Source organism: Bradyrhizobium sp. STM 3562, from assembly GCF_045571435.1.
Taxonomy (GTDB): Bacteria; Pseudomonadota; Alphaproteobacteria; order Rhizobiales; family Xanthobacteraceae; genus Bradyrhizobium.
Genome location: NZ_CP120694.1, coordinates 3,791,538 through 3,809,305 on the forward strand (window position 1 = coordinate 3,791,538; position 17,768 = coordinate 3,809,305).

15 protein-coding genes are annotated in these 17,768 nt (G+C 62.5%); 5 read left to right on the plus strand and 10 right to left on the minus strand.

Annotated elements, in window-relative coordinates; genetic code table 11:
- Positions 1–6 precede the first annotated feature (6 nt).
- Genes P6U23_RS17395 through P6U23_RS17405 form a run of 3 tightly spaced genes read right to left on the minus strand, consistent with a single transcriptional unit; the run spans position 7 to position 2,633 of the window.
- Positions 7–657 carry a TadE/TadG family type IV pilus assembly protein gene (locus tag P6U23_RS17395; RefSeq protein ID WP_407180927.1) on the minus strand — a complete coding sequence of 217 codons (651 nt, stop codon included), beginning with the start codon at positions 655–657 and terminating at the stop codon, positions 7–9.
- Between the two features lie 13 nt (positions 658–670).
- Positions 671–1,219 carry a TadE/TadG family type IV pilus assembly protein gene (locus P6U23_RS17400; RefSeq protein WP_407180928.1) on the minus strand — a complete coding sequence of 183 codons (549 nt, stop codon included), beginning with the start codon at positions 1,217–1,219 and terminating at the stop codon, positions 671–673.
- Between the two features lie 10 nt (positions 1,220–1,229).
- Positions 1,230–2,633 carry a TadE/TadG family type IV pilus assembly protein gene (locus P6U23_RS17405; RefSeq protein WP_407180929.1) on the minus strand — a complete coding sequence of 468 codons (1,404 nt, stop codon included), beginning with the start codon at positions 2,631–2,633 and terminating at the stop codon, positions 1,230–1,232.
- A gap of 382 nt (positions 2,634–3,015) precedes the next feature.
- Between P6U23_RS17405 and P6U23_RS17410 the strand changes: the two genes are divergently transcribed.
- Positions 3,016–4,224 carry a cytochrome P450 gene (locus P6U23_RS17410; RefSeq protein ID WP_407180930.1) on the plus strand — a complete coding sequence of 403 codons (1,209 nt, stop codon included), beginning with the start codon at positions 3,016–3,018 and terminating at the stop codon, positions 4,222–4,224.
- A 101-nt stretch (positions 4,225–4,325) separates the two neighbouring features.
- Here the strand turns inward: P6U23_RS17410 and P6U23_RS17415 are convergent, their stop codons facing one another.
- The 4 genes from P6U23_RS17415 to P6U23_RS17430 form a co-directional block, all read right to left on the minus strand.
- Complete coding sequence (locus P6U23_RS17415) at positions 4,326–5,048, minus strand: aspartate/glutamate racemase family protein (protein WP_407180931.1); 723 nt, start codon at positions 5,046–5,048, stop codon at positions 4,326–4,328.
- A gap of 206 nt (positions 5,049–5,254) precedes the next feature.
- A complete protein-coding gene (locus P6U23_RS17420) occupies positions 5,255–6,025 on the minus strand; it encodes an ABC transporter ATP-binding protein (protein ID WP_407180932.1) in 771 nt (256 codons plus the stop codon).
- Positions 6,026–6,029: 4 nt separating this feature from the next.
- Positions 6,030–6,875 carry an ABC transporter permease gene (locus P6U23_RS17425; RefSeq protein WP_407180933.1) on the minus strand — a complete coding sequence of 282 codons (846 nt, stop codon included), beginning with the start codon at positions 6,873–6,875 and terminating at the stop codon, positions 6,030–6,032.
- Entirely contained in the window at positions 6,859–7,812 is a 954-nt protein-coding gene (locus P6U23_RS17430) for an ABC transporter substrate-binding protein (RefSeq protein ID WP_407181498.1), read from the minus strand. Before P6U23_RS17430 ends, P6U23_RS17425 begins: the two co-directional genes overlap by 17 nt.
- Positions 7,813–8,147: 335 nt before the next feature.
- Between P6U23_RS17430 and P6U23_RS17435 the strand changes: the two genes are divergently transcribed.
- The 4 genes from P6U23_RS17435 to P6U23_RS17450 all read left to right on the plus strand — a co-directional run bounded on the left by P6U23_RS17435 (position 8,148) and on the right by P6U23_RS17450 (position 13,612).
- A complete protein-coding gene (locus P6U23_RS17435; protein ID WP_407180934.1) occupies positions 8,148–8,822 on the plus strand; it encodes a GntR family transcriptional regulator in 675 nt (224 codons plus the stop codon).
- An 11-nt stretch (positions 8,823–8,833) separates the two neighbouring features.
- The gene (locus P6U23_RS17440; protein WP_407180935.1) at positions 8,834–9,598 is read left to right on the plus strand and encodes an aspartate/glutamate racemase family protein; all 765 of its coding nucleotides are present in this window, start codon (positions 8,834–8,836) and stop codon (positions 9,596–9,598) included.
- A 33-nt stretch (positions 9,599–9,631) separates the two neighbouring features.
- Positions 9,632–11,038: a dihydropyrimidinase gene (gene hydA / locus P6U23_RS17445; protein WP_407180936.1), complete on the plus strand. Its 1,407-nt coding sequence runs from the start codon at positions 9,632–9,634 to the stop codon at positions 11,036–11,038.
- Positions 11,039–11,224: 186 nt separating this feature from the next.
- Positions 11,225–13,612 carry a membrane-bound PQQ-dependent dehydrogenase, glucose/quinate/shikimate family gene (locus P6U23_RS17450; RefSeq protein ID WP_407180937.1) on the plus strand — a complete coding sequence of 796 codons (2,388 nt, stop codon included), beginning with the start codon at positions 11,225–11,227 and terminating at the stop codon, positions 13,610–13,612.
- A gap of 97 nt (positions 13,613–13,709) precedes the next feature.
- Here P6U23_RS17450 and P6U23_RS17455 read toward each other — a convergent pair whose 3' ends face one another.
- From P6U23_RS17455 to P6U23_RS17465, 3 genes are read right to left on the minus strand one after another with little or no spacing between them, the layout of a single operon-like run.
- Complete coding sequence (locus P6U23_RS17455) at positions 13,710–14,651, minus strand: ABC transporter permease (protein WP_407180938.1); 942 nt, start codon at positions 14,649–14,651, stop codon at positions 13,710–13,712.
- Entirely contained in the window at positions 14,617–15,576 is a 960-nt protein-coding gene (locus P6U23_RS17460; protein ID WP_407180939.1) for an ABC transporter permease, read from the minus strand. The genes P6U23_RS17455 and P6U23_RS17460 overlap by 35 nt, the downstream gene beginning before the upstream one ends.
- 52 nt (positions 15,577–15,628) lie before the next feature.
- A complete protein-coding gene (locus P6U23_RS17465) occupies positions 15,629–17,422 on the minus strand; it encodes a peptide ABC transporter substrate-binding protein (RefSeq protein WP_407180940.1) in 1,794 nt (597 codons plus the stop codon).
- Between the last annotated feature and the right edge of the window lie 346 nt (positions 17,423–17,768).

Genomic DNA, 17,768 nt, shown 5'->3' on the forward strand with positions numbered 1-17,768 from the left:
AGCAGACTAGCAGATCTTCTGTTGTAGATGTTGAATGCAGGTACAGGTCACGGAAGATGTTAATTTGACGTCATAGTAGGGAAAGTTTGAAGTGCTAGGGCCGTTCGTCGAGCAGCGCGGAAACAAGTAATAGCTGTCGGAAAGCGTCACGGTCCCCGCGACCGTGTAGCCGAGATTGGGTGTGTAGGCATAAGAAACCTCGGCCAGAATGAGCGAAATGTTGGCGTTGCTGGGATTGCTTGTGGTGAATGAGGATAATGTCATCTTTTGAAGATAAGGCCTCGCTCCGGTCGGACTGGTCGATTGACTCCATTGAACCGTCGCGTTGCCATTGGCGTCTGTCGAGACCTCAGACACCGTGACCGTGATGAGCGGGTTGCCCTTGCTATCGGCGACTGGATATGGCGCAATTATTGCCGTCGAAGCGCCAAGAATGTTTTGCATCTGAGCCGCGCTAATCTGGGTGTTCTGCGAAACCATATCGGCAACGGAGTGCGCCGTTTCGCTGACCTTGACGTTGATCGCCATTCCATTCCCGAGTTCGACGCCGCCGATGTAAAGCAGTAACATGAACGGCAGCACGATGGCGAACTCGGTCGCTGCCACGGCATTGGCGTCGCTCCATAACTCCCGCGCGCGAAATGAAAAGCTGGTCATACACGAATCCCTTCTAGGATTGCGGCTCATTCTGGAACGCGGCGGACGCCATGATCAGTCGGTTGCCGTTCGGTAGGTTTGACAGGTTGAAACCGAGAGGCCCCATGAAGACCGGCCACTGATACATGACCCGGACAACAACGATATCGCCCGCATTCCCTGCATTGTATTGCCAGGTGTTCGTCACGTTTCCCTGGGCATCGAACTGCAGCACGGGCATTGACGTGTTCGCCGCAGACCAGTTGGGAGAGACTTGCACGTCGACCATCAAGCCACCGCAGTTGAAGAGGATGACGACCTGACCGCAGACCTTCTTCGCGAATCCGGTCTGGTCCAACTGCTGCGACTGCACTTGTCCCGTCATGATGAGGCGGCTCGATTGACGCACCACGGATTCGAGCAACTCCTGTGCAAAAAAGACGAGAAACGTCTGTATGAGCGCGACGATGAGGGCGAGGAACGGCGCGGCGACGATCGCGAATTCGACGGCCGTGGCGCCCTTGCTGTCGGTGACGAAGGCGGCGTAGCGTTTCTTTCCTGATGCGGTTTCGACTTCGATCATGGCGCTTTTCTTACTGCACGAGGCTGGCTGTACTTGTCGCGACCTTGAGGAACAAGTTCGTCAGCGCCGCCGAAATATCACCACCGGTCGTGACGCTTGCGTACAGGCCGGGTGATGCACACGATTGCAGTTTTTGTGCGATCTGCCCCGTTAAGGAATCAGGCTGGTTGAATTGCGAAATATACGTGTTGTACCAGCCGTCGCTCAGCGGCAGATACTCCGTGTAGAGAATCGCGATGCGAATGCCCTTGTTCTTGATGGTCGTGCAGATCGATGGATTGAGCGGCTGCTGGCATCGATACTTCGTGCTGCTGAGCTTGTAGGGAGTAGGGCTGCTGCAGGCCGAAGTGCTCGAGACGAGCATGTCGTCAACCCCGTCGGTGACCAGGAACACCACCTCCTGCGGGGTATCGCCCGCCTGATTTGTGCCCATGCCGGGCGCGGGCATGATGGCGTTGACGCCCGCCAGTGCGCTTTCGATGTTTGTGCCATTGTCGGTGGTGCAGTTCGTCGATAAATTGACGCAGTTATGATGGTCGACCGTGAAAAGCTGGATGTTGGAAATCTGCGTTCCAGCGGTGGACGGACTGGTGAGCGATTGGATCGTGTTCAGGGTGAGGTCGAACGTGTAGATCCCCGCCTTATAGGTGGTGTTATTCAAAGTTGACATGCATTGCATGACGCCGCCTGAAACGCCCGCCTGCGGGCACGTCCATGGTCCGACAAGTAATTGTTTGACGGCGTTCTGCACGAGATCGATCCGCAGCGTGATATTGTTCGAGCGTGCGATGCTGAGGTTATCCTTGGTTGTAGAGGTTGCGCCGGGGTCGCTGTTGGGATGCAATTCATGGCAGGCGAATCCGCAGTTTGCGGCGAACGAGGGCTGATTTTTTGTGGCGGTTTGCAGGTTCGCGATGTCTTTCAGGGTCGCTCCAATCGCCATGGACGGCGAGTCGTCCAGCAGCAGATAGAAATTGATGTTGGGCGCACTCGATGCCTGCGCTGTCGACGAGCCCTTGATCGGCCAGGCCGGAGTGCCAAGCACGCCAGGAAAATTATTGATGGACTGTGCGGTATATGAAACTGTGACGGTCCGTTGGAGTCCGGAATCGACGACGTTGATTGTCGGCACTGGGACTGCCGTCAGGCCGGGAAGATTCGCCTTTGCCGCAAAGACGGCCGCCGCGGTCGCTTGGACAATGCTGTCATCGGTCTGCGTGAGCATCGCCGGCCTGACGGCAGCGATTGCGGCCGCGTCTGCCGCCGCGTCCAACTGCTCTTGCTTGCGCAAGGCTTGCGTGTAATCGAGCGCCATTCCCAGCAGATAGATCGTCGGAACCATCATGATCGCGAAGATGACGGCGACATTGGCCTCGCGATTTCGGGCGAAACGATGCACTAAACGGCGGAGCATTGACCTTCATCCTGATTGCCGTCGCTGCGGCAGAGGCGCTTCCCTGGCGTGTTGCGGATCGAGGATCGGAGAAGGCAATCAAATATCCTCCGCCAATGGCTCTTTCGGCGGAGGCGGAATCTGAAGGTTCCCTGTTAAGCAATGCTTACTTGGAATCCACGAACATGGGCTGGTCAAAATGAGCTTCCGTCAGATTGAAGCAGCATCATTAACGACACTTAAACATCCGAGCAGAAAACGGCGGTAGGCCGATCGGTGGCGAGACTCACCGCGCGGTCGCTGGCTCACCTCCGGCCGGCGAATGAAAAACGGTCGGTTCCGATCTTGTCGCCATGCTGGCGCGTCCCATTTTGATGGCGCAAGTCATCCCCGGGAGGAGCCCATGGAGCAGCGCGTCGACTTCGCGAGCGAGGCGTTTTTTCGTGATCCGGGCGCGGCCATTGCGCGGCTGCGTGCAACCGCGCCGGTGGTTGCGAGCCATTTTCCGATCACGGGCCGGGTCTGGGTCACCACCACCCATGAGGCGACCGCCAAAGTCCTGAAGGATTCTGCGAATTTCAGCTTGCGCAAGGACGACGGCACGGTGGCCGGGCTGCGCTGGTGGATGCCGTCGTCCATTACGGTGCTCGCCAACAACATGCTCACCACCGACGAGCCGGACCATACGCGTCTGCGCGGTATCGTTGATGAAGCCTTCCGCCGTCGCGCGATACTGGATATGGAGCCGCACATTCGCGCCATTGCCGATCGGCTGGCCGATGAGCTGTTCGCGGATGGTGAGCCGGCGGACCTCGTGGCGCGCTTTGCGCGCATCCTGCCGCTGTCGGTGATTTGTGAGCTGCTTGGCCTGCCGCAGCAAGATCGGCCGCAATTCATTGCCTGGGCGAATGCGCGGTCGCGGCTCACCGGCCCGATCAGCTTCTTTCGCCTGATTTCGGTGGTCAAGAAGATGCGCCGCTATTTCGAGCAGCGGCTGGCATTTGCGCGTGCGCGAGGCGGCGAAGGGTTGATTGCCGAGCTGGTGCGGGTGGAAGGCGAGGGCGGCGGCATCAGCGCCAACGAGCTGGTCTCCATGCTGTTCCTGCTGCTCGTTGCGGGATCGGATACGACCACGCATCTGATCGGCGGCTCGGTGTTCGAGCTTCTGAAAGACCCCTCGCGCCGGGACTGGCTCGCATCCGATTGGAGCCGGCTGCCTCTCGCGATCGAGGAATTCCTGCGCTTCGTCTCGCCGGTGCAATTCTCCAAGCCGCGCTACGTGCGGCAGGACCTCGCGCTCGAGGGCGTGCGTCTGAAGAAGGGCGACAAGATCATGGCCATGATCGTCGCCGCGAACCTCGATCCTGCCGCGAACGAACATCCGGAACAGCTCGACCTCTCGCGCCGGCCGAACCGGCATCTTGCGTTCGGCACCGGGATCCATTTCTGCCTCGGCCATCAGCTTGCGCGCATCGAGGCGCAGGCCGGCCTGCAGGCGCTGTTCACCCGCTGGCCGAAGCTGCGGCTGGCGGCAAAGCCCGCGGACATCCGCTGGCGCCGTCAGCCGGGTCTGCGGGCGATCGACAAGCTGCCGGTCGTGGCGGCGTCTTGATTAGAGCATGATCCGGAAAAGTGCGAAGCGGTTTTCCGAAAAGATCATGCTCAAACAAGAATCTAAGGCGCGATGGCGATTCGACCTAATCTCATCGCGCTTTAGGCAGAAAACAGGCTGCCCCAGCCCCTGATGGCGCGCGGATCGCATCCGGCGAGGCGCAGGCTCTGATAGAGCGTCACGGCCACGGAGTCGTAGACGGGCACACCGAGCTCGCTCTCCAGCGCGGGGACGATCGCCGCGCCGCGCATATTGGTGCAGACGATGGCGACCGCATCGCAGCCCTCGGCGACCACCGCGCGTGCCATCGCGGCAATCTCCTCAGGGAGCACGGTCGCAAAGGAGAAATTGTCCCGCAAGCCGAGATGCCGCTCCGCTGTGCAGGCAAAACCCGCGGCCGACCAATTGGCCATGATCTTGCTCTGCACGTCGTCCAGATAGGGCGTCACCAGGCCGACGCGCTGGGCGCCGGTTCGCTCAAACAGGTCTCGGAAAGCAAGGACCGAGGTGCAGGCGGTAATGCCGGTCGCGGCGCGGATGCGTTCGCACAAATGCTCGTCGCGATCAAAGCCGAGCCACGCGGCCGAGGTGCCGTTCCAGGCGATGACATCGACTTTGGCGTGCGCCAGCAGTTCGGCTGCGCGCAACAATTCGGTGTCGTCGAACTGCTGCAGCGCCTGATCCGACAGCGCGATTTCGGTGACGCGAAAGCGGGAGAAATGCGCGCTCACATCCGGAACACCCGCGAGCATCGCCGCCGTCATCGGCTCGAGCACGGTGTTGGACGACGGCGTCAGCATGCCAAGGCGCACGGGAGGAGGCATGGGAGGGTCCAAAAAGAGAGCTGAAGGATAGGTTAGCCTCGATAGCGGCAGCAAGGCCCGACCTCTCCCCGACGGGGAGAGGTCGATTTGCGCAGCAAATCGGGTGAGGGGCCGCAGCTCTCAGGAGACACCGTAACCTCTCACCCGGCTCTACGCCGACCTCTCCCGATGGGAGAGGTAGACCAGTCGCCGACCCCGATTTGAGATCACGCCGCCTCTTTGGCGGCGACCTCTTTAATCAGGTTCAACACGTAGCGCTTCATATCGTTGAATTCCGCTCCCGTCACGTCGCGCGGACGCGGCAGGTCGAATTCGACGAGGTCGCGGATGCGCCCGGGCCGTCGCGTCATCACCACGATCTTGTTGCCGAGCACCAGCGCCTCGTCGACGCTGTGAGTCACGAACACGATCGTGCCGCGATGCCGCTGCCAAATGCCGACCAGCTCTTCCTGCATCTCACTCTTGGTTTGCGCATCGAGCGCAGCGAAGGGCTCGTCCATCAGGATGACCCGTGGATTCATGATCAGCGCACGAGCAATGCCGACCCGCTGGTTCATGCCGCCGGACAATTCGGCCGGGTAGTGCGCCTCAAACCCCTTCAGCCCGACGATATCGATGAACGCTTGTGCCCGCTCGCGCCGCTCGGCCTTGCTGACGCCCTTGAGCTTGAGGTGGAAGGCGATGTTTTCCGACACCGTCAGCCATGGCATCAAGGTCGGCTGCTGAAACACCACGCCGCGGTCGGCACCGGGGGATTCGACGAGCTTGCCATCGACGTTGACGCGACCGCGCGTCGGTTTCTCGAAACCGGCGATGATGTTGAGCAGGGTAGACTTGCCGCAGCCGGAGGGGCCGAGCAGGCAGACGAAGTCATTGCTGGCGATCGAGAGATTGATATCGTCGAGCGCCGCGACGTCGCGGCCGCGCGATTTGTCGTGGAAGATCTTGCTGATCCCTTCGATGCTGATCTCGGCCATCGCCCTAGCCTCCACGGCCGGCGACGGTCGTCGCCTTCTGCCAGTGCAGCACCGCGTTCATGAGCTGCTTGATCAGGAGATCGGATACGAAGCCGAGCACGCCGATCGAGATCATCGCCGCCAGCACGATGTCGTAGCGCAGGAAATAATAGGAATCCCACAGCACATAACCGAGCCCGCTCTTTACCGCGACCATTTCGGCTGTGACCGTGAGCATCCAGGCCGAGCCGATCGCGATGCGCAAGCCGGCAAAAATGGAGGGCAGGGCGGCCGGCAGCACGATGTGCCAGAGCATCTGCCGTTCGGAGGCGCCCATCATCGCGCCGGCCCGGATCAGGTTGCGGTCGACGGCCTTCACGCCATGGATGGTGTTCATCAGGATCGGGAAGAACGCGCCGAGGAATACGAGGAAGATCGCCGGCTTGTCGGCGATGCCGAACCAGATGATCGCCAGCGGAATCCAGGACACCGGCGGGATCGGCCGCAGCATCTGCAAGGTCGGTTCGAGCGTGGCTTCAGCGGTGCGCCACCAGCCGATGGTGGTGCCGAGCGCAATGCCGGCCAGCGCGGCGATGGCAAAGCCGGTCGCCACGCGCCAGGCGGAGGAATAGGCATCATGCAGCCAATGGGCGGAATAGCTCTGCGTGGTCTGGTCGATGCCAAAGACCCAGTCGGCGAGCGCGTGCAGCACGGCGGTTGGCGCCGGCAGCAGCGCCGGCGGCAGAAAGCCGGCGCGCGCGAAGGCTTCCCAGCCCGCGAGCAGCAGCGCCGGGACGATGATGCGGTCGAACCGTCGTCCGAGTTTAGGGAGCGCGGCGATACGCCCGGTCAGCTCAATAGCCGAGCTCATTCTTCGACCTCTTCGTCACAGCTTCGAGGAAGGTATAGTCGCTGGTCTTGTCGATCAGCGGCGTCACGTCGGTCGCGACATATTTCAGATCCTTCATCATCTTCGCGATCGCGATCGTCTCCGGCTTGTGGATGGCGTAATCCGGGAAGGCATTGTCGAGCGCGGCTTGGGCGATTGTCTTGTCCAGTCCCGTCTGTTTGACGATGACGTCGGCCCACACGCTTCTATCGGCCTTGATCTTGTCGACCATGGCGACCACGGCCGCGACCGTTGCCTGAACGTCGGCGCGGCGCGCGGCGATCACGTCGGACCGGGTCACGATGATGTTGGTCAGGTTTCCCGCGGCCTGGTCGTAGGGCAGCACGAAGGAATTGCCCGCGCCGGCCGCGCGGATCTGGGAGGCGAAGGGCTCGACCGAGCAGACCATGTCGATCTCGCCGCGCCGGAGTGCGGCGATGTGGTCGGACGGGTTGGGAATGTTGACGAACTGGACGTCCTTGTTGACGTCGATGCCCTGCTTGGCGAAGGCGCCGCGCATGTGAATGTCCTGCGCGTTGCCGCGCGATGCCGCCACCTTGAGCGGGGAGCCGGCCGCCTTGCCCTTCTCGATCAGCGCCTTGAAGGCTGTCCAGTCGCCCTTGGGCAGATTGAGTGCGGGCGCGGAGAGGCATTCCGAGCCGCCGTTCACCTCGCCAGATATGGCGACGACATCAAAGCCTTTATCGAGCGCGGTAACATAGTGGAGATAGGTGACCTGCGCGACGTCGATGCTCTTCGAGACGAGTGCGGTCAGCACATCGTTGCCGGAATTGAAGCCGGTGGCCTCGATGGTCACGCCTTGCGCGAGCCCTGGTGTCAGCGCCATCGGCAGGCAGTGCGCGCATTTGGCGTAGCCGAGCTTGATCGGCGCGCCGTCCGCCCAGGAGCGTTCGGGCATTGCGCCGAGCAGGCCCGCGACAAGGCTGAGAGCGAAGGCGGCGGAGAGCTTCTTTCGCACGATTAAGAACCTCCAAACGAGCTTTGGTAGAACCGGCGTTGCGCGCGAGCCTCGCAGGAGAAAAATGCACTCGCAAGGAATTTTTGAATGCTGCATACAATTTGTGCCAAGTGACTATGAAACAAACAGGTTTTGTCTATAATAAAGGCGAGAAAACCACGTCCCTTCCTGCAATAGATGAGGCTTCGGAGGAATAGGTTTTGGAGCGACAACCGAGGAAACGCGGCCGTCCGCGCAAAAGCAGCATCGATCAAGGGGTCGGCCAGAGCTTGCGTTTGCGCCGGGTAGCCTTGCACGAGCGCGCCGTCGAGCGGCTGCGCAGACTCATCGTTTTCGGCGAGCTGCCCCAGGGGACGGAGCTCATTGAGGCCGAGCTGTGCGCGCTGCTCGGACTGTCGCGCACGCCGCTCCGCGAGGCACTGAAGCTGCTCGCGGCCGACGGTCTCGTGGAATTGCGCCAGAACCGCAGCGCGCGGGTCGCGGTGATGAACTCCGAGGAGATCGTCAACCTGTTCGAGGCGCTCAGCGGAATCGAGCGCCACGGCGCGGAGCTTGCCGCCGCGCGTATGAATGCGGCGGAAATCGCGCAGCTCGCCGCCATGCAGGAGGAGATGGAGCGCCATTTCGCGGATAACGACATCGGTCCCTATTTCAAGCTCAATCAAGCGCTGCATCAGGCGATCATGAGCGGTGCGCGCAATCCGCTGCTCAGCGAGACCCATGCGCGGCTGATCGCGCGCGCCGAATGGGCGCGCTATTCCGCACTGGGCTCGCGACGGCGCTGGGACGAATCGGTGCAGGAGCATCGCGGGATTCTTGCCGCGCTGGAGGCGCGCGACGCGGACGCCGCCGGCCGGCTGCTCGCCGAGCACGTCATGAATACCGGCAGGGAGGTGGTGCAGGCGCTGGCCACCGATGCGCGGTCGCGGGCCAACACCGCGGCGGCGTGAGAGGACGCAATATGCGAATCTTGATCTTGAATCCCAATACCACCGAACCCGTCACTGGCCTGCTCACCGCCGCGGCGCGCGCGGTGGCATCTCCGGGGACCGAGCTGGTGCCTTTGACGGCCAGCCGCGGCCTTCCTTATCTGGCGACCCGCGCGGAAGCGCAGATCGGCGGCGCCATCGCGATCGAGATGCTGGCCGAGCATCACAGCGACGCGGATGCGGCGATCATCGCGGCGTTCGGCGATCCCGGCCTGTTCGGCGCGCGGGAGTTGTTCGACATTCCAGTGATCGGCATGTCGGAAGCGGCGATGCTGACCGCCTGCCTGCTCGGCCGGCGCTTTGCCATCATCACCTTCACCGCGGCCTTGACCGGCTGGTACCGCGATTGCGTCGAGATGCACGGGCTAGATGAGCGCTGCTGCGCCGTACGCGCCCTCGACCAGTCGTTTGCCTCGATTGCCGAGGTGCAGGAGGAGAAGGAAGAACTGCTCGTGGCGCTCGCCAACAAGGCGGTGGACGAGGATGAGGCCGAGGTGGTCATTCTCGGCGGGGCGCCGCTTGCGGGACTGGCATCGCGCGTCCGCGAGCGCGTGGCCGTGCCGCTGGTCGATCCCATCGCCGCCGCCGTCAAGCAGGCGGAAGCGCTGGTGACGCTACATCCTCGCAAAGCGGTTGCGGGCGCGTTCCGGCGGCCGGCTGCCAAGCCGACGCGGGGCCTTTCCGACAAGCTCGCGGCCTGGATCGAGCATCGCGACATCGCGTCCGCCGCCGAATGATCGGCTTATCCTCACAGCAGGGTGGATCAGGACATGACATTCGATACCATCATCCGCGGCGGCACCGTGGCGACAGCCTCCGACACCTTCGCTTGCGATGTCGGCATCAGGGACGGGCGCATCGCCGCGCTGGGCCGTGATCTCGGCGATGCCAAAGAGATCATCGATGCCAGCGGCCGCCTGGTGCTGCCCGGCGGCATCGATAGCCACGTGCATATCTCGCAGCCGAGCGGGCCCGGCATCGTCATGGCCGACGATTTCGAAAGCGCGACGCGCGCCGCCGCCTTCGGCGGCAACACCACGGTACTTCCGTTCTGCCTGCAGGAGCGCGGCCAGAGCCTGCGCCAGGCGGTTAAGGATTATCACGCCAAGGCCGAGGGCAACTGCTACATCGATGTCAGCTTTCATCTGATCATCTCCGATCCCTCCGAGCAGGTGCTGGGCCAGGAACTCCCGGCGCTGATCAAGGACGGCTACACCTCTTTCAAGGTGTTCATGACCTATGAGGACCTCGCGCTGAGTGATCGGCAGATCCTCGAGGTGATGGCGGTTGCGCGCGAAACGCAGGCGCTGGTGATGGTGCACGCCGAGAATTTCGACGCCATCCGCTTTCTCACCGATCGGCTGGAGCGGCTAGGGCAGACCGCCCCGCATTTCCACGGCACCTCGCGCCCCATTCCGGTCGAGCGTGAGGCGACGCACCGCGCCATTGCGCTGGCCGAACTGGTCGATGTGCCCGTGATGATCGTCCACGTCTCCAACCGCGACGCGATGGAGGAGATCCGCCGCGCCCAACAGCGTGGCCTGAAAGTGTCCGGCGAGACCTGCCCGCAATATCTTGTGCTGACCGAAAAGGACATGGAGGGCCTCAACATGGAGGGCGCTAAATATGTCTGCAGCCCGCCGCCGCGCGACGCCGCAAGCCAGGCCGCGTGCTGGGAGGGCCTGCAGCAGGGCGTGTTCAGCGTGTTCTCCAGCGATCATTGCCCGTTCCGCTATGACGAAACGGGCAAGCTCGCCCCGAAGGGACGCACCAGCTTCCGCTGGGTGCCGAACGGCATTCCCGGCATCGAAACGCGGTTGCCGATCCTGTTTTCCGAGGGCGTGGTGAAAGGCCGCATCGATCTCAACCGCTTCGTGGCGCTTTCCTCGACCAACCACGCCAAGACCTACGGCCTCTATCCGCGCAAGGGCACCATTGCGGTTGGCGCCGACGCCGACATCGCGATCTGGGATCCCGCGCGGGAGGTCACGATCAGCCAGAACATTCTGCATCACGGCGCCGACTACACGCCCTATGAGGGCCTGCACGTCACCGGCTGGCCGGTGACGATGCTCGTGCGCGGCGAGACGGTCGTCGCCGACGGTGCGCTGGTGGGCCGCAAGGGCGCCGGACAACATCTTGCCCGCGATCCGTCGCCGTTCGCCAAGCAGTCGTAGGATGGGCTGACCCGCCCGTCGCCCGAATGCGCGCCGGATGACGGGCTCCGCGAAAACCCATCATTTTTCTGCGCCCGCGATGGGCTTCGCTTTCGCTCGACCCTTACACGCCAAACCGGCGCCGCGAGGAACCTCTTTCCGGATCTTTCGTTCCGTCTTCGCTTGATGGACGTGGAGCCCGAAACCATGGCCGATAGGAAGACGGCACGGCGCGCGCCGCTGCTCACGCTGACTGTGGTGGTGGTCACAATCATGGGCATCGCGCTGGTCGCCGGCGGTGCCTGGCTGGCGCTCTTGGGCGGCTCCACTTATTACCTGATCGCCGGGGTTACGCTGCTGCTCACCGCCTGGCTCCTGTCCATCCGCCGCGCCGAGGCGCTATGGCTCTATGTGGCGCTGCTATTGGGAACGATGGCATGGGCCATTTCCGAGGTCGGTTTCGACTTCTGGTCCCTGGCGCCGCGCGGCGACATTCTCGTCCCGCTCGGGGTCTGGCTGCTGCTGCCGTTCATCACCTCGCATCTCGCGCCCGGCGCTCGCCTCGGCAGGCTCGCGCTCGGCGGCGTACTCGCCTTGGCGCTGGTGGTGCTCGGTCTTTCGCTGCGCGCCGACCGCTACGACATCGCCGGCACCTTATCGGCCGAAGCCAATGCCGCCCCGGCCAATGCGCCATCTGCGGAGCCTGCGACAGCACGAGCAGACTGGACCGCCTATGGCGGCACCGGCTTCGGCACGCGCTATTCCGACCTCAGCCAGATCACCAAGGACAATGTAAATGATTTGAAGCTCGCCTGGCAGTTCGAGACCGGCGACAAGAAGGGGCCGGACGATCCCGACGAATTCACCAATGAGGCGACCCCGCTGAAAGTCGGCGATCTCCTCTACACCTGTTCGCCGCACCAGATCGTGTTCGCGCTTGATGCGGCCACTGGCAAACTGCGCTGGAAGTTCGATCCGCAAATCGAGCACAACAAGACCTTCCAGCACATGACCTGTCGCGGCGTCGCCTACCACGAGACCAGGCCGGGCGCGGTGACCGCCGACGGCGCACCGGCGCCGAGCGAATGCCCCAAGCGTATTTTTCTGCCGACCGACGATGGCAGGCTGTTTGCCCTGGATGCCGAGACCGGCAAGCCTTGCGACGGCTTTGGCAATCACGGCCAGATCGATCTGAAAGAGGGCAACGAGATCAAGACGCTCGGCTTCTACGAAGGGACCTCGCCGCCGGTCGTCACCGACAAGATGCTGATCATGGCGGGCGCCGTGATCGACAATTATTCCGACCGCGTGCCGTCCGGCGCCATCCGCGGCTTTGACATCTATTCCGGCAAGCTGATCTGGGTGTTCGATGCCGGAAATCCCGATCCCAATGAGATGCCGTCCGAAACCCACCATTTCGTCCCGGGATCACCGAACTCCTGGGCGGTCGCTTCCGTCGACGAAGACCTCGGTCTGGTCTACGAGCCGCTCGGTTCGAGTTCGCCCGATATCTGGGCCGGCAATCGCACGCAGGATAACGAGCGCTACGACTCGGCGCTGGTGGCGCTCGACATCGCGACCGGAAAATTGCGCTGGTCGTTCCAGAACGTCCATCACGATCTCTGGGACATGGACATGCCCTCGCAGCCGAGCCTGGTCGACCTGCACACCGATCAGGGCGTGACGCCCGCGATCTATGTCCCGGCGAAGACCGGCAATATCTTCGTGCTCGACCGCCGCGACGGGCGCCTCTTGGTGCCGGCGCCGGAGAAGCCGGTGCCGCAGGGTGCCGCGCCCGGCGATCACGCCGCGCCGACGCAGCCATTCTCGGATCTGAGCTTCCGCCCGCGCGAGAAGCTCACCGAGGCGCAGATGTGGGGCAGCACGATGTTCGACCAGTTGATGTGCCGCGTCAAATTCAAGCGGCTGCGTTACGAGGGGCCGTTCACGCCGCCATCGGAGCAGGGGACGCTGGTCTATCCCGGCGATTTCGGCATGTTCGAATGGGGCGGCATTGCGGTCGACCCCAAGCGCGCAATCGCCATCGCCAATCCGCAATCTGTGCCGTTCGTCTCGCGCCTTGTGCCGCGCGGCGAAAACAATCCGGCCGCACCGAATTCCGCGCACCCGCCGGGTACGGAGCTCGGGGTGCAGCCGATGTACGGCACGCCTTATGGCGTGGATCTCGGCGTTTTCCTGTCGCCGCTCGGCATTCCCTGCATGGCGCCGCCCTGGGGCAGTCTCGCGGCGCTCGACTTGAAGACCAACAAGATCGTCTGGCAGCACCGCGTCGGGACCATCCGCGACGAGGCGCCACTGCCGCTGCCGTTCAGGCTCGGCGTGCCCATGCTCGGCGGCCCCATCGTCACCGCCGGCGGCGTGGCGTTTCTCACGGGCACCATGGACGACTACATCCGCGCCTTCGACGTCAATGATGGCAAGCTGTTATGGCAAGACCGGCTCCCGGCCGGCGGCCAATCGACGCCAATGACCTATGAGGTCGACGGCAAGCAATATGTCGTCACCGTGGACGGCGGCCACGGCTCGTTCGGCACGAAGCTGGGTGATTATGTGCGGGCCTACGCGTTGCCTTGAGGCTCGTAGGATGGTTGAGCGTAAGCGAAACCCATCGAAGTGCTGGTGAGAGAAACGGTGGGTTTCGCGGTTGCTCAACCCACCATACGAACTTTCATCACATCACCTTGCGCGGATCGAGCGCATCGCGCAGGCCGTCCCCGATGAAGTTGATAGCGATGACAGTGAGAAAGATTGCACCGCCCGCGAATAATGCCCAGTGCGGCGCGATGTCGAGATAATCCTTGGCATCATAGAGCAGGCGGCCCCAGGTCGGGATATCTGGCGGAAAGCCGAGGCCCAGGAACGACAGCGTCGATTCCGCGATGATCGCCGCCGCCACGTCGATGGTGCCGGCGACGATCACCGGCCCCAGCGCGTTGGGCAGGATATGCCTGATCACCAGCCTGAGATCGGAGGCCCCGAGCGCGCGGGCGGCTTCGACGAACTCTGCTTCGCGTAAGGAGAGGAACTGCGCCCGCACCAGGCGGGCCACCGGCATCCAGCGAAAGGCGCCGATCACCAGCACGATCATGATGAAGACGCCGCCTTCCGGACCAACGAGGCCCTTGAGGAAATCGCGAAACAGATAGATCACCAGCAATAGCAACGGCAATTGCGGGAGTGACAGGAACAGGTCCGTGATCCACATCAGCGCGGCATCGATCGCGCCGCGCGACATGCCGGCGATGGCGCCGATGATGGTGCCGGCAATCATCGCCACCGCCATCGCGGCGAAACCGACCGCAAGCGAGATCCGTCCGCCATAGAGCATCCGGGCCAATAGGTCCTGGCCGAGATCGTCGGTGCCGAACGGATGCTCCCAGGAGGGCGCGCTCAAGCGCGCCGTAAAGTCGATGTCATTGATCGGAATGCGCCAGAGGAATGGCCCGACAATGATCGATAGCGCGAGCAGTGCCAGGACCACGACGCTGGCCGCCGCGAGCCGGTGCTGCCAGAAGCGCCGGAAAGCGTCACGGCCCGGCGAGAAGCGCGGCTCGCGCGTGGCGGCCGGGGCGGTCGCCTCAGCCGTAGGAGATGCGTGGGTCAAGCCAACCATAGATGATATCGGCGAGCAGGTTGAAGAGGACGACGAGGCAGGCGAACACGAAGGTGACTGCCATGATGACAGGCGTGTCGTTGGCGAGGATCGCGCTGATCAGGAGCGAACCAATGCCGGGAATGCGGAAGATCTGCTCGGTGACGATGGCGCCGCCGAACACGCTGGGCATCTGCAGCGCCACCAGCGTCACCACCGGGATCAGCGCATTGCGCAGCACGTGCTTGACGATGACGTTGGCTTCGCCGATGCCCTTGGCGCGCGCCGCCATGACGTAATCCAGCCTGATCACGTCGAGTACCGCGGATCGTACATAGCGCGTGTAGGAGGCGGCCTGGAACAGTCCGAGCACGGCAATCGGCATGATCGCCTGCTTGAAATACTCCCAATACCAGTGCCAGCCGGTGGCGGAAATATCGGCGCGATAGACGAACGGCAGCCAGCCCAGATTGACGGAAAAGATCAGGATCAGGAGCAGGCCGGTGAAGAATGTCGGCAGCGAAAAGCCGATGAAGGCGACGGTATTGGCGATCTGGTCGAAGATCGAGTAGGGCCGCATCGCCGCATAGACGCCAACCGGCAGCGCCACCGCGAGTGCCAGGAGTTGCGCCGTGCCGACAACGTAGAGCGTCGTTGGAATGCGCTGCAGGATGAGTTGGTCGACATCGACGCGGCTGGCAAAGGAAAAGCCCCAGTCGCCATGCAGCATCGCCACCAGCCAATGGAAGTAGCGGACGAGAATGGGATCATCGATCCCGAACTTCACCCGCAGTGCTTCCCGAACTTCCGGCGGAATGTTCGGATTGCTCGCAAGCTCGCCGAAGGGATCGCCCGGGGCGAGTGCGAGCAGCACGAACAGTATGAGACTGATGCCGAGCAGGCTGGGAAGCGCGATGACAAGTCGCCTGAGCAGATAGTTTCCCATCACTTCCCCGCTGAGATTAGATCGAGCTATCGGCGGCGCCTTGCCTCTCCCTCTATGCTTCGCGATACCAATTCGCGATCTGCCAGAGATCGTTGTCCCACCCGCTCTCATGCAACACCATGCCGTTCTTTAGTGCGGTCGCGCGCGGGCGGTTGATTTCGGGCAGAATGTAATGGTCGGCGACGACCAGATCGTTCAGCTTGATGAACAACGCCGCGCGCTTCACCGGATCGAGTTCGCTCTGCGCCTGACGAAAGACGTCATCATACTCCTTGTTTTGCCAGCGCGAGATATTGCGGCCCTGCCACTTGTTCTCCTTTGTCGCCACTTCCCATGAGGTGAATTGGTTCATGAAGAACTGCGGATCGGCCTGCGGCATTGTGGTCTGATACATCTGGGCATCGCAGTAGAAATGCGAGTAGGTGTCGGGATTGGCTGTATCGGAGGAGAAGAACACCGAGGCGACGACCGATTTGAGCTCGACGTCGATGCCTGCCTTCTGACAGGCCTGCTTGACGATGGCCTGGTTCTTCTGCCGAGGCGAGTTGATCGAGGTCTGGAAGGTGAATTTGAGCTGTTTACCGTCCTTGGCGCGAATGCCGTCCGGGCCCTTCTTCCACCCTGCCGCTTCGAGGATCTGATTGGCCTTCTCGATATTGAATTCGAATTTGGTGTTCTTCGAGCGGAAGCGTTCGGGGTTATTGAGGAAGTTCGCCGTAGCGATGCCGGCACGACCGTAGATGAATTTCTGCACCGACGCGCGATCGATCAGCAGGTTGATCGCCTCGCGCACGGCAGGGTCGGAGAACAGCGGATGCTTGGTCTTGATGCTCGCGCGCTCGCCATCGACCTCGACGTTCGGGTCGGTGACGTTGAGCGCGATATATTCGATATTGCCGGTCGGAACGAGCGACACCTTGCCCTGGCCGCCATTTTCCAGCTTCAGCAGGATCTCGTCCTCGACCTGCATGTTCCAGCCATAATCATATTCGCCTGTCTGCAGCACGGCGCGTGCCGCCGAAACGGCATCGCCGCCGCCCTTGATCTCGACCGTGTCGAAATAGGGCCGACCCGCCTGATGGTAGTCGGGATTGCGCTTGCCCGAGACGCTGTCGCCGGGCTTGAAATCGGCGAACAGATAGGGGCCGGTGCCGACCGGCTTCAGATTGGTCGGCGCATCCCGCGATTTGCTCCCCGCAAATTGCGCGAACAGATGTTTGGGAATGATCATGCCGTAGGAAGCGACAAAGGCGTCGGCCCAGAACGGAGTCGGCTGCGCGAAGGTCACGCGCACCGTATGGTCGTCTACCTTCTCGACCAGCTTCATATCCTTGTAGCTGCCGATGGAGACGGCGGCGGTCTCCGGATTTTTCGCATATTCCCAGTTGAACACGACATCGTCGGCGGTGAAGGGCGCGCCGTCATGCCATTTGATGCCGCGCTTCAGTTTCCAGACGACCGACAGGCCGTCTTCGGCTAATCCGTCGTTCTCCTTGCTCGGGATCTCGGCGGCAAGGATCGGCACGAGATTGCCGTCCTTGTCCCACCCGGCCAATGGTTCGTAGAACAGGCGGCATGCTTCCTGGTCCTTGGTTCCCACCGCAAAATGCGGATTGAGCAAGGTCGGCGCCTGCCAGAGCAGCAGTTTGAGCGGACCGCCGCCGCCGGCCTTCGGCGGCTTGTAGGTGATCGACGGCTCGGCCATTGCCACCCCTGATTGGCTCAACATCATGCCGGCCATCGGCGCGGTGAGGCCAAGGGCAACCATGCTGCGCACGAAGCTGCGGCGCGACAGGCGCCCGTCCCTGACCTTCGCGATCAGGTTTCGAAGTTCCCGCTCGTTCATCGGATTGGCTCCACGGTGGTGCTCGATCGTCACATCGCGTCTCCATGCTTGAGCCTGGAGCGGGGCGAAAGTGGATCAGCTTCGACGGGGCCTGTCAAAGCAGAATCCGGGCCAACTCCTGGGCCAAAAGCCGAACGTTCTGCGGCGCGGCAACGGAAGTCGGTAGCGGCGAAACATCGAGCCTTGAAGGCCCCGCGCGTATGACCACCTTTAATGTTGTCCGCCTGTGGCAGTCCAGCCGCGACGATCCAACGCGACAATCGAAAGAGCGAAGAGAAGCAGGCGGCTTGACGCGGTCTGCTGCTGGCTCTGCACGTCCGCAGACGCGGATCTCGCACGGCGGCGC

Bases quoted from the DNA above. Each gene is read 5' to 3' on its own strand.
- P6U23_RS17395 (WP_407180927.1), bottom strand. From the start codon at position 657: ATGACCAGCTTTTCATTTCGCGCGCGGGAGTTATGGAGCGACGCCAAT.
- P6U23_RS17400 (WP_407180928.1), bottom strand. From the start codon at position 1,219: ATGATCGAAGTCGAAACCGCATCAGGAAAGAAACGCTACGCCGCCTTC.
- P6U23_RS17405 (WP_407180929.1), bottom strand. From the start codon at position 2,633: ATGCTCCGCCGTTTAGTGCATCGTTTCGCCCGAAATCGCGAGGCCAAT.
- P6U23_RS17410 (WP_407180930.1), top strand. From the start codon at position 3,016: ATGGAGCAGCGCGTCGACTTCGCGAGCGAGGCGTTTTTTCGTGATCCG.
- P6U23_RS17415 (WP_407180931.1), bottom strand. From the start codon at position 5,048: ATGCCTCCTCCCGTGCGCCTTGGCATGCTGACGCCGTCGTCCAACACC.
- P6U23_RS17420 (WP_407180932.1), bottom strand. From the start codon at position 6,025: ATGGCCGAGATCAGCATCGAAGGGATCAGCAAGATCTTCCACGACAAA.
- P6U23_RS17425 (WP_407180933.1), bottom strand. From the start codon at position 6,875: ATGAGCTCGGCTATTGAGCTGACCGGGCGTATCGCCGCGCTCCCTAAA.
- P6U23_RS17430 (WP_407181498.1), bottom strand. From the start codon at position 7,812: ATGCCCGAACGCTCCTGGGCGGACGGCGCGCCGATCAAGCTCGGCTAC.
- P6U23_RS17440 (WP_407180935.1), top strand. From the start codon at position 8,834: ATGCGAATCTTGATCTTGAATCCCAATACCACCGAACCCGTCACTGGC.
- hydA (WP_407180936.1), top strand. From the start codon at position 9,632: ATGACATTCGATACCATCATCCGCGGCGGCACCGTGGCGACAGCCTCC.
- P6U23_RS17450 (WP_407180937.1), top strand. From the start codon at position 11,225: ATGGCCGATAGGAAGACGGCACGGCGCGCGCCGCTGCTCACGCTGACT.
- P6U23_RS17455 (WP_407180938.1), bottom strand. From the start codon at position 14,651: ATGGTTGGCTTGACCCACGCATCTCCTACGGCTGAGGCGACCGCCCCG.
- P6U23_RS17460 (WP_407180939.1), bottom strand. From the start codon at position 15,576: ATGGGAAACTATCTGCTCAGGCGACTTGTCATCGCGCTTCCCAGCCTG.
- P6U23_RS17465 (WP_407180940.1), bottom strand. From the start codon at position 17,422: ATGAACGAGCGGGAACTTCGAAACCTGATCGCGAAGGTCAGGGACGGG.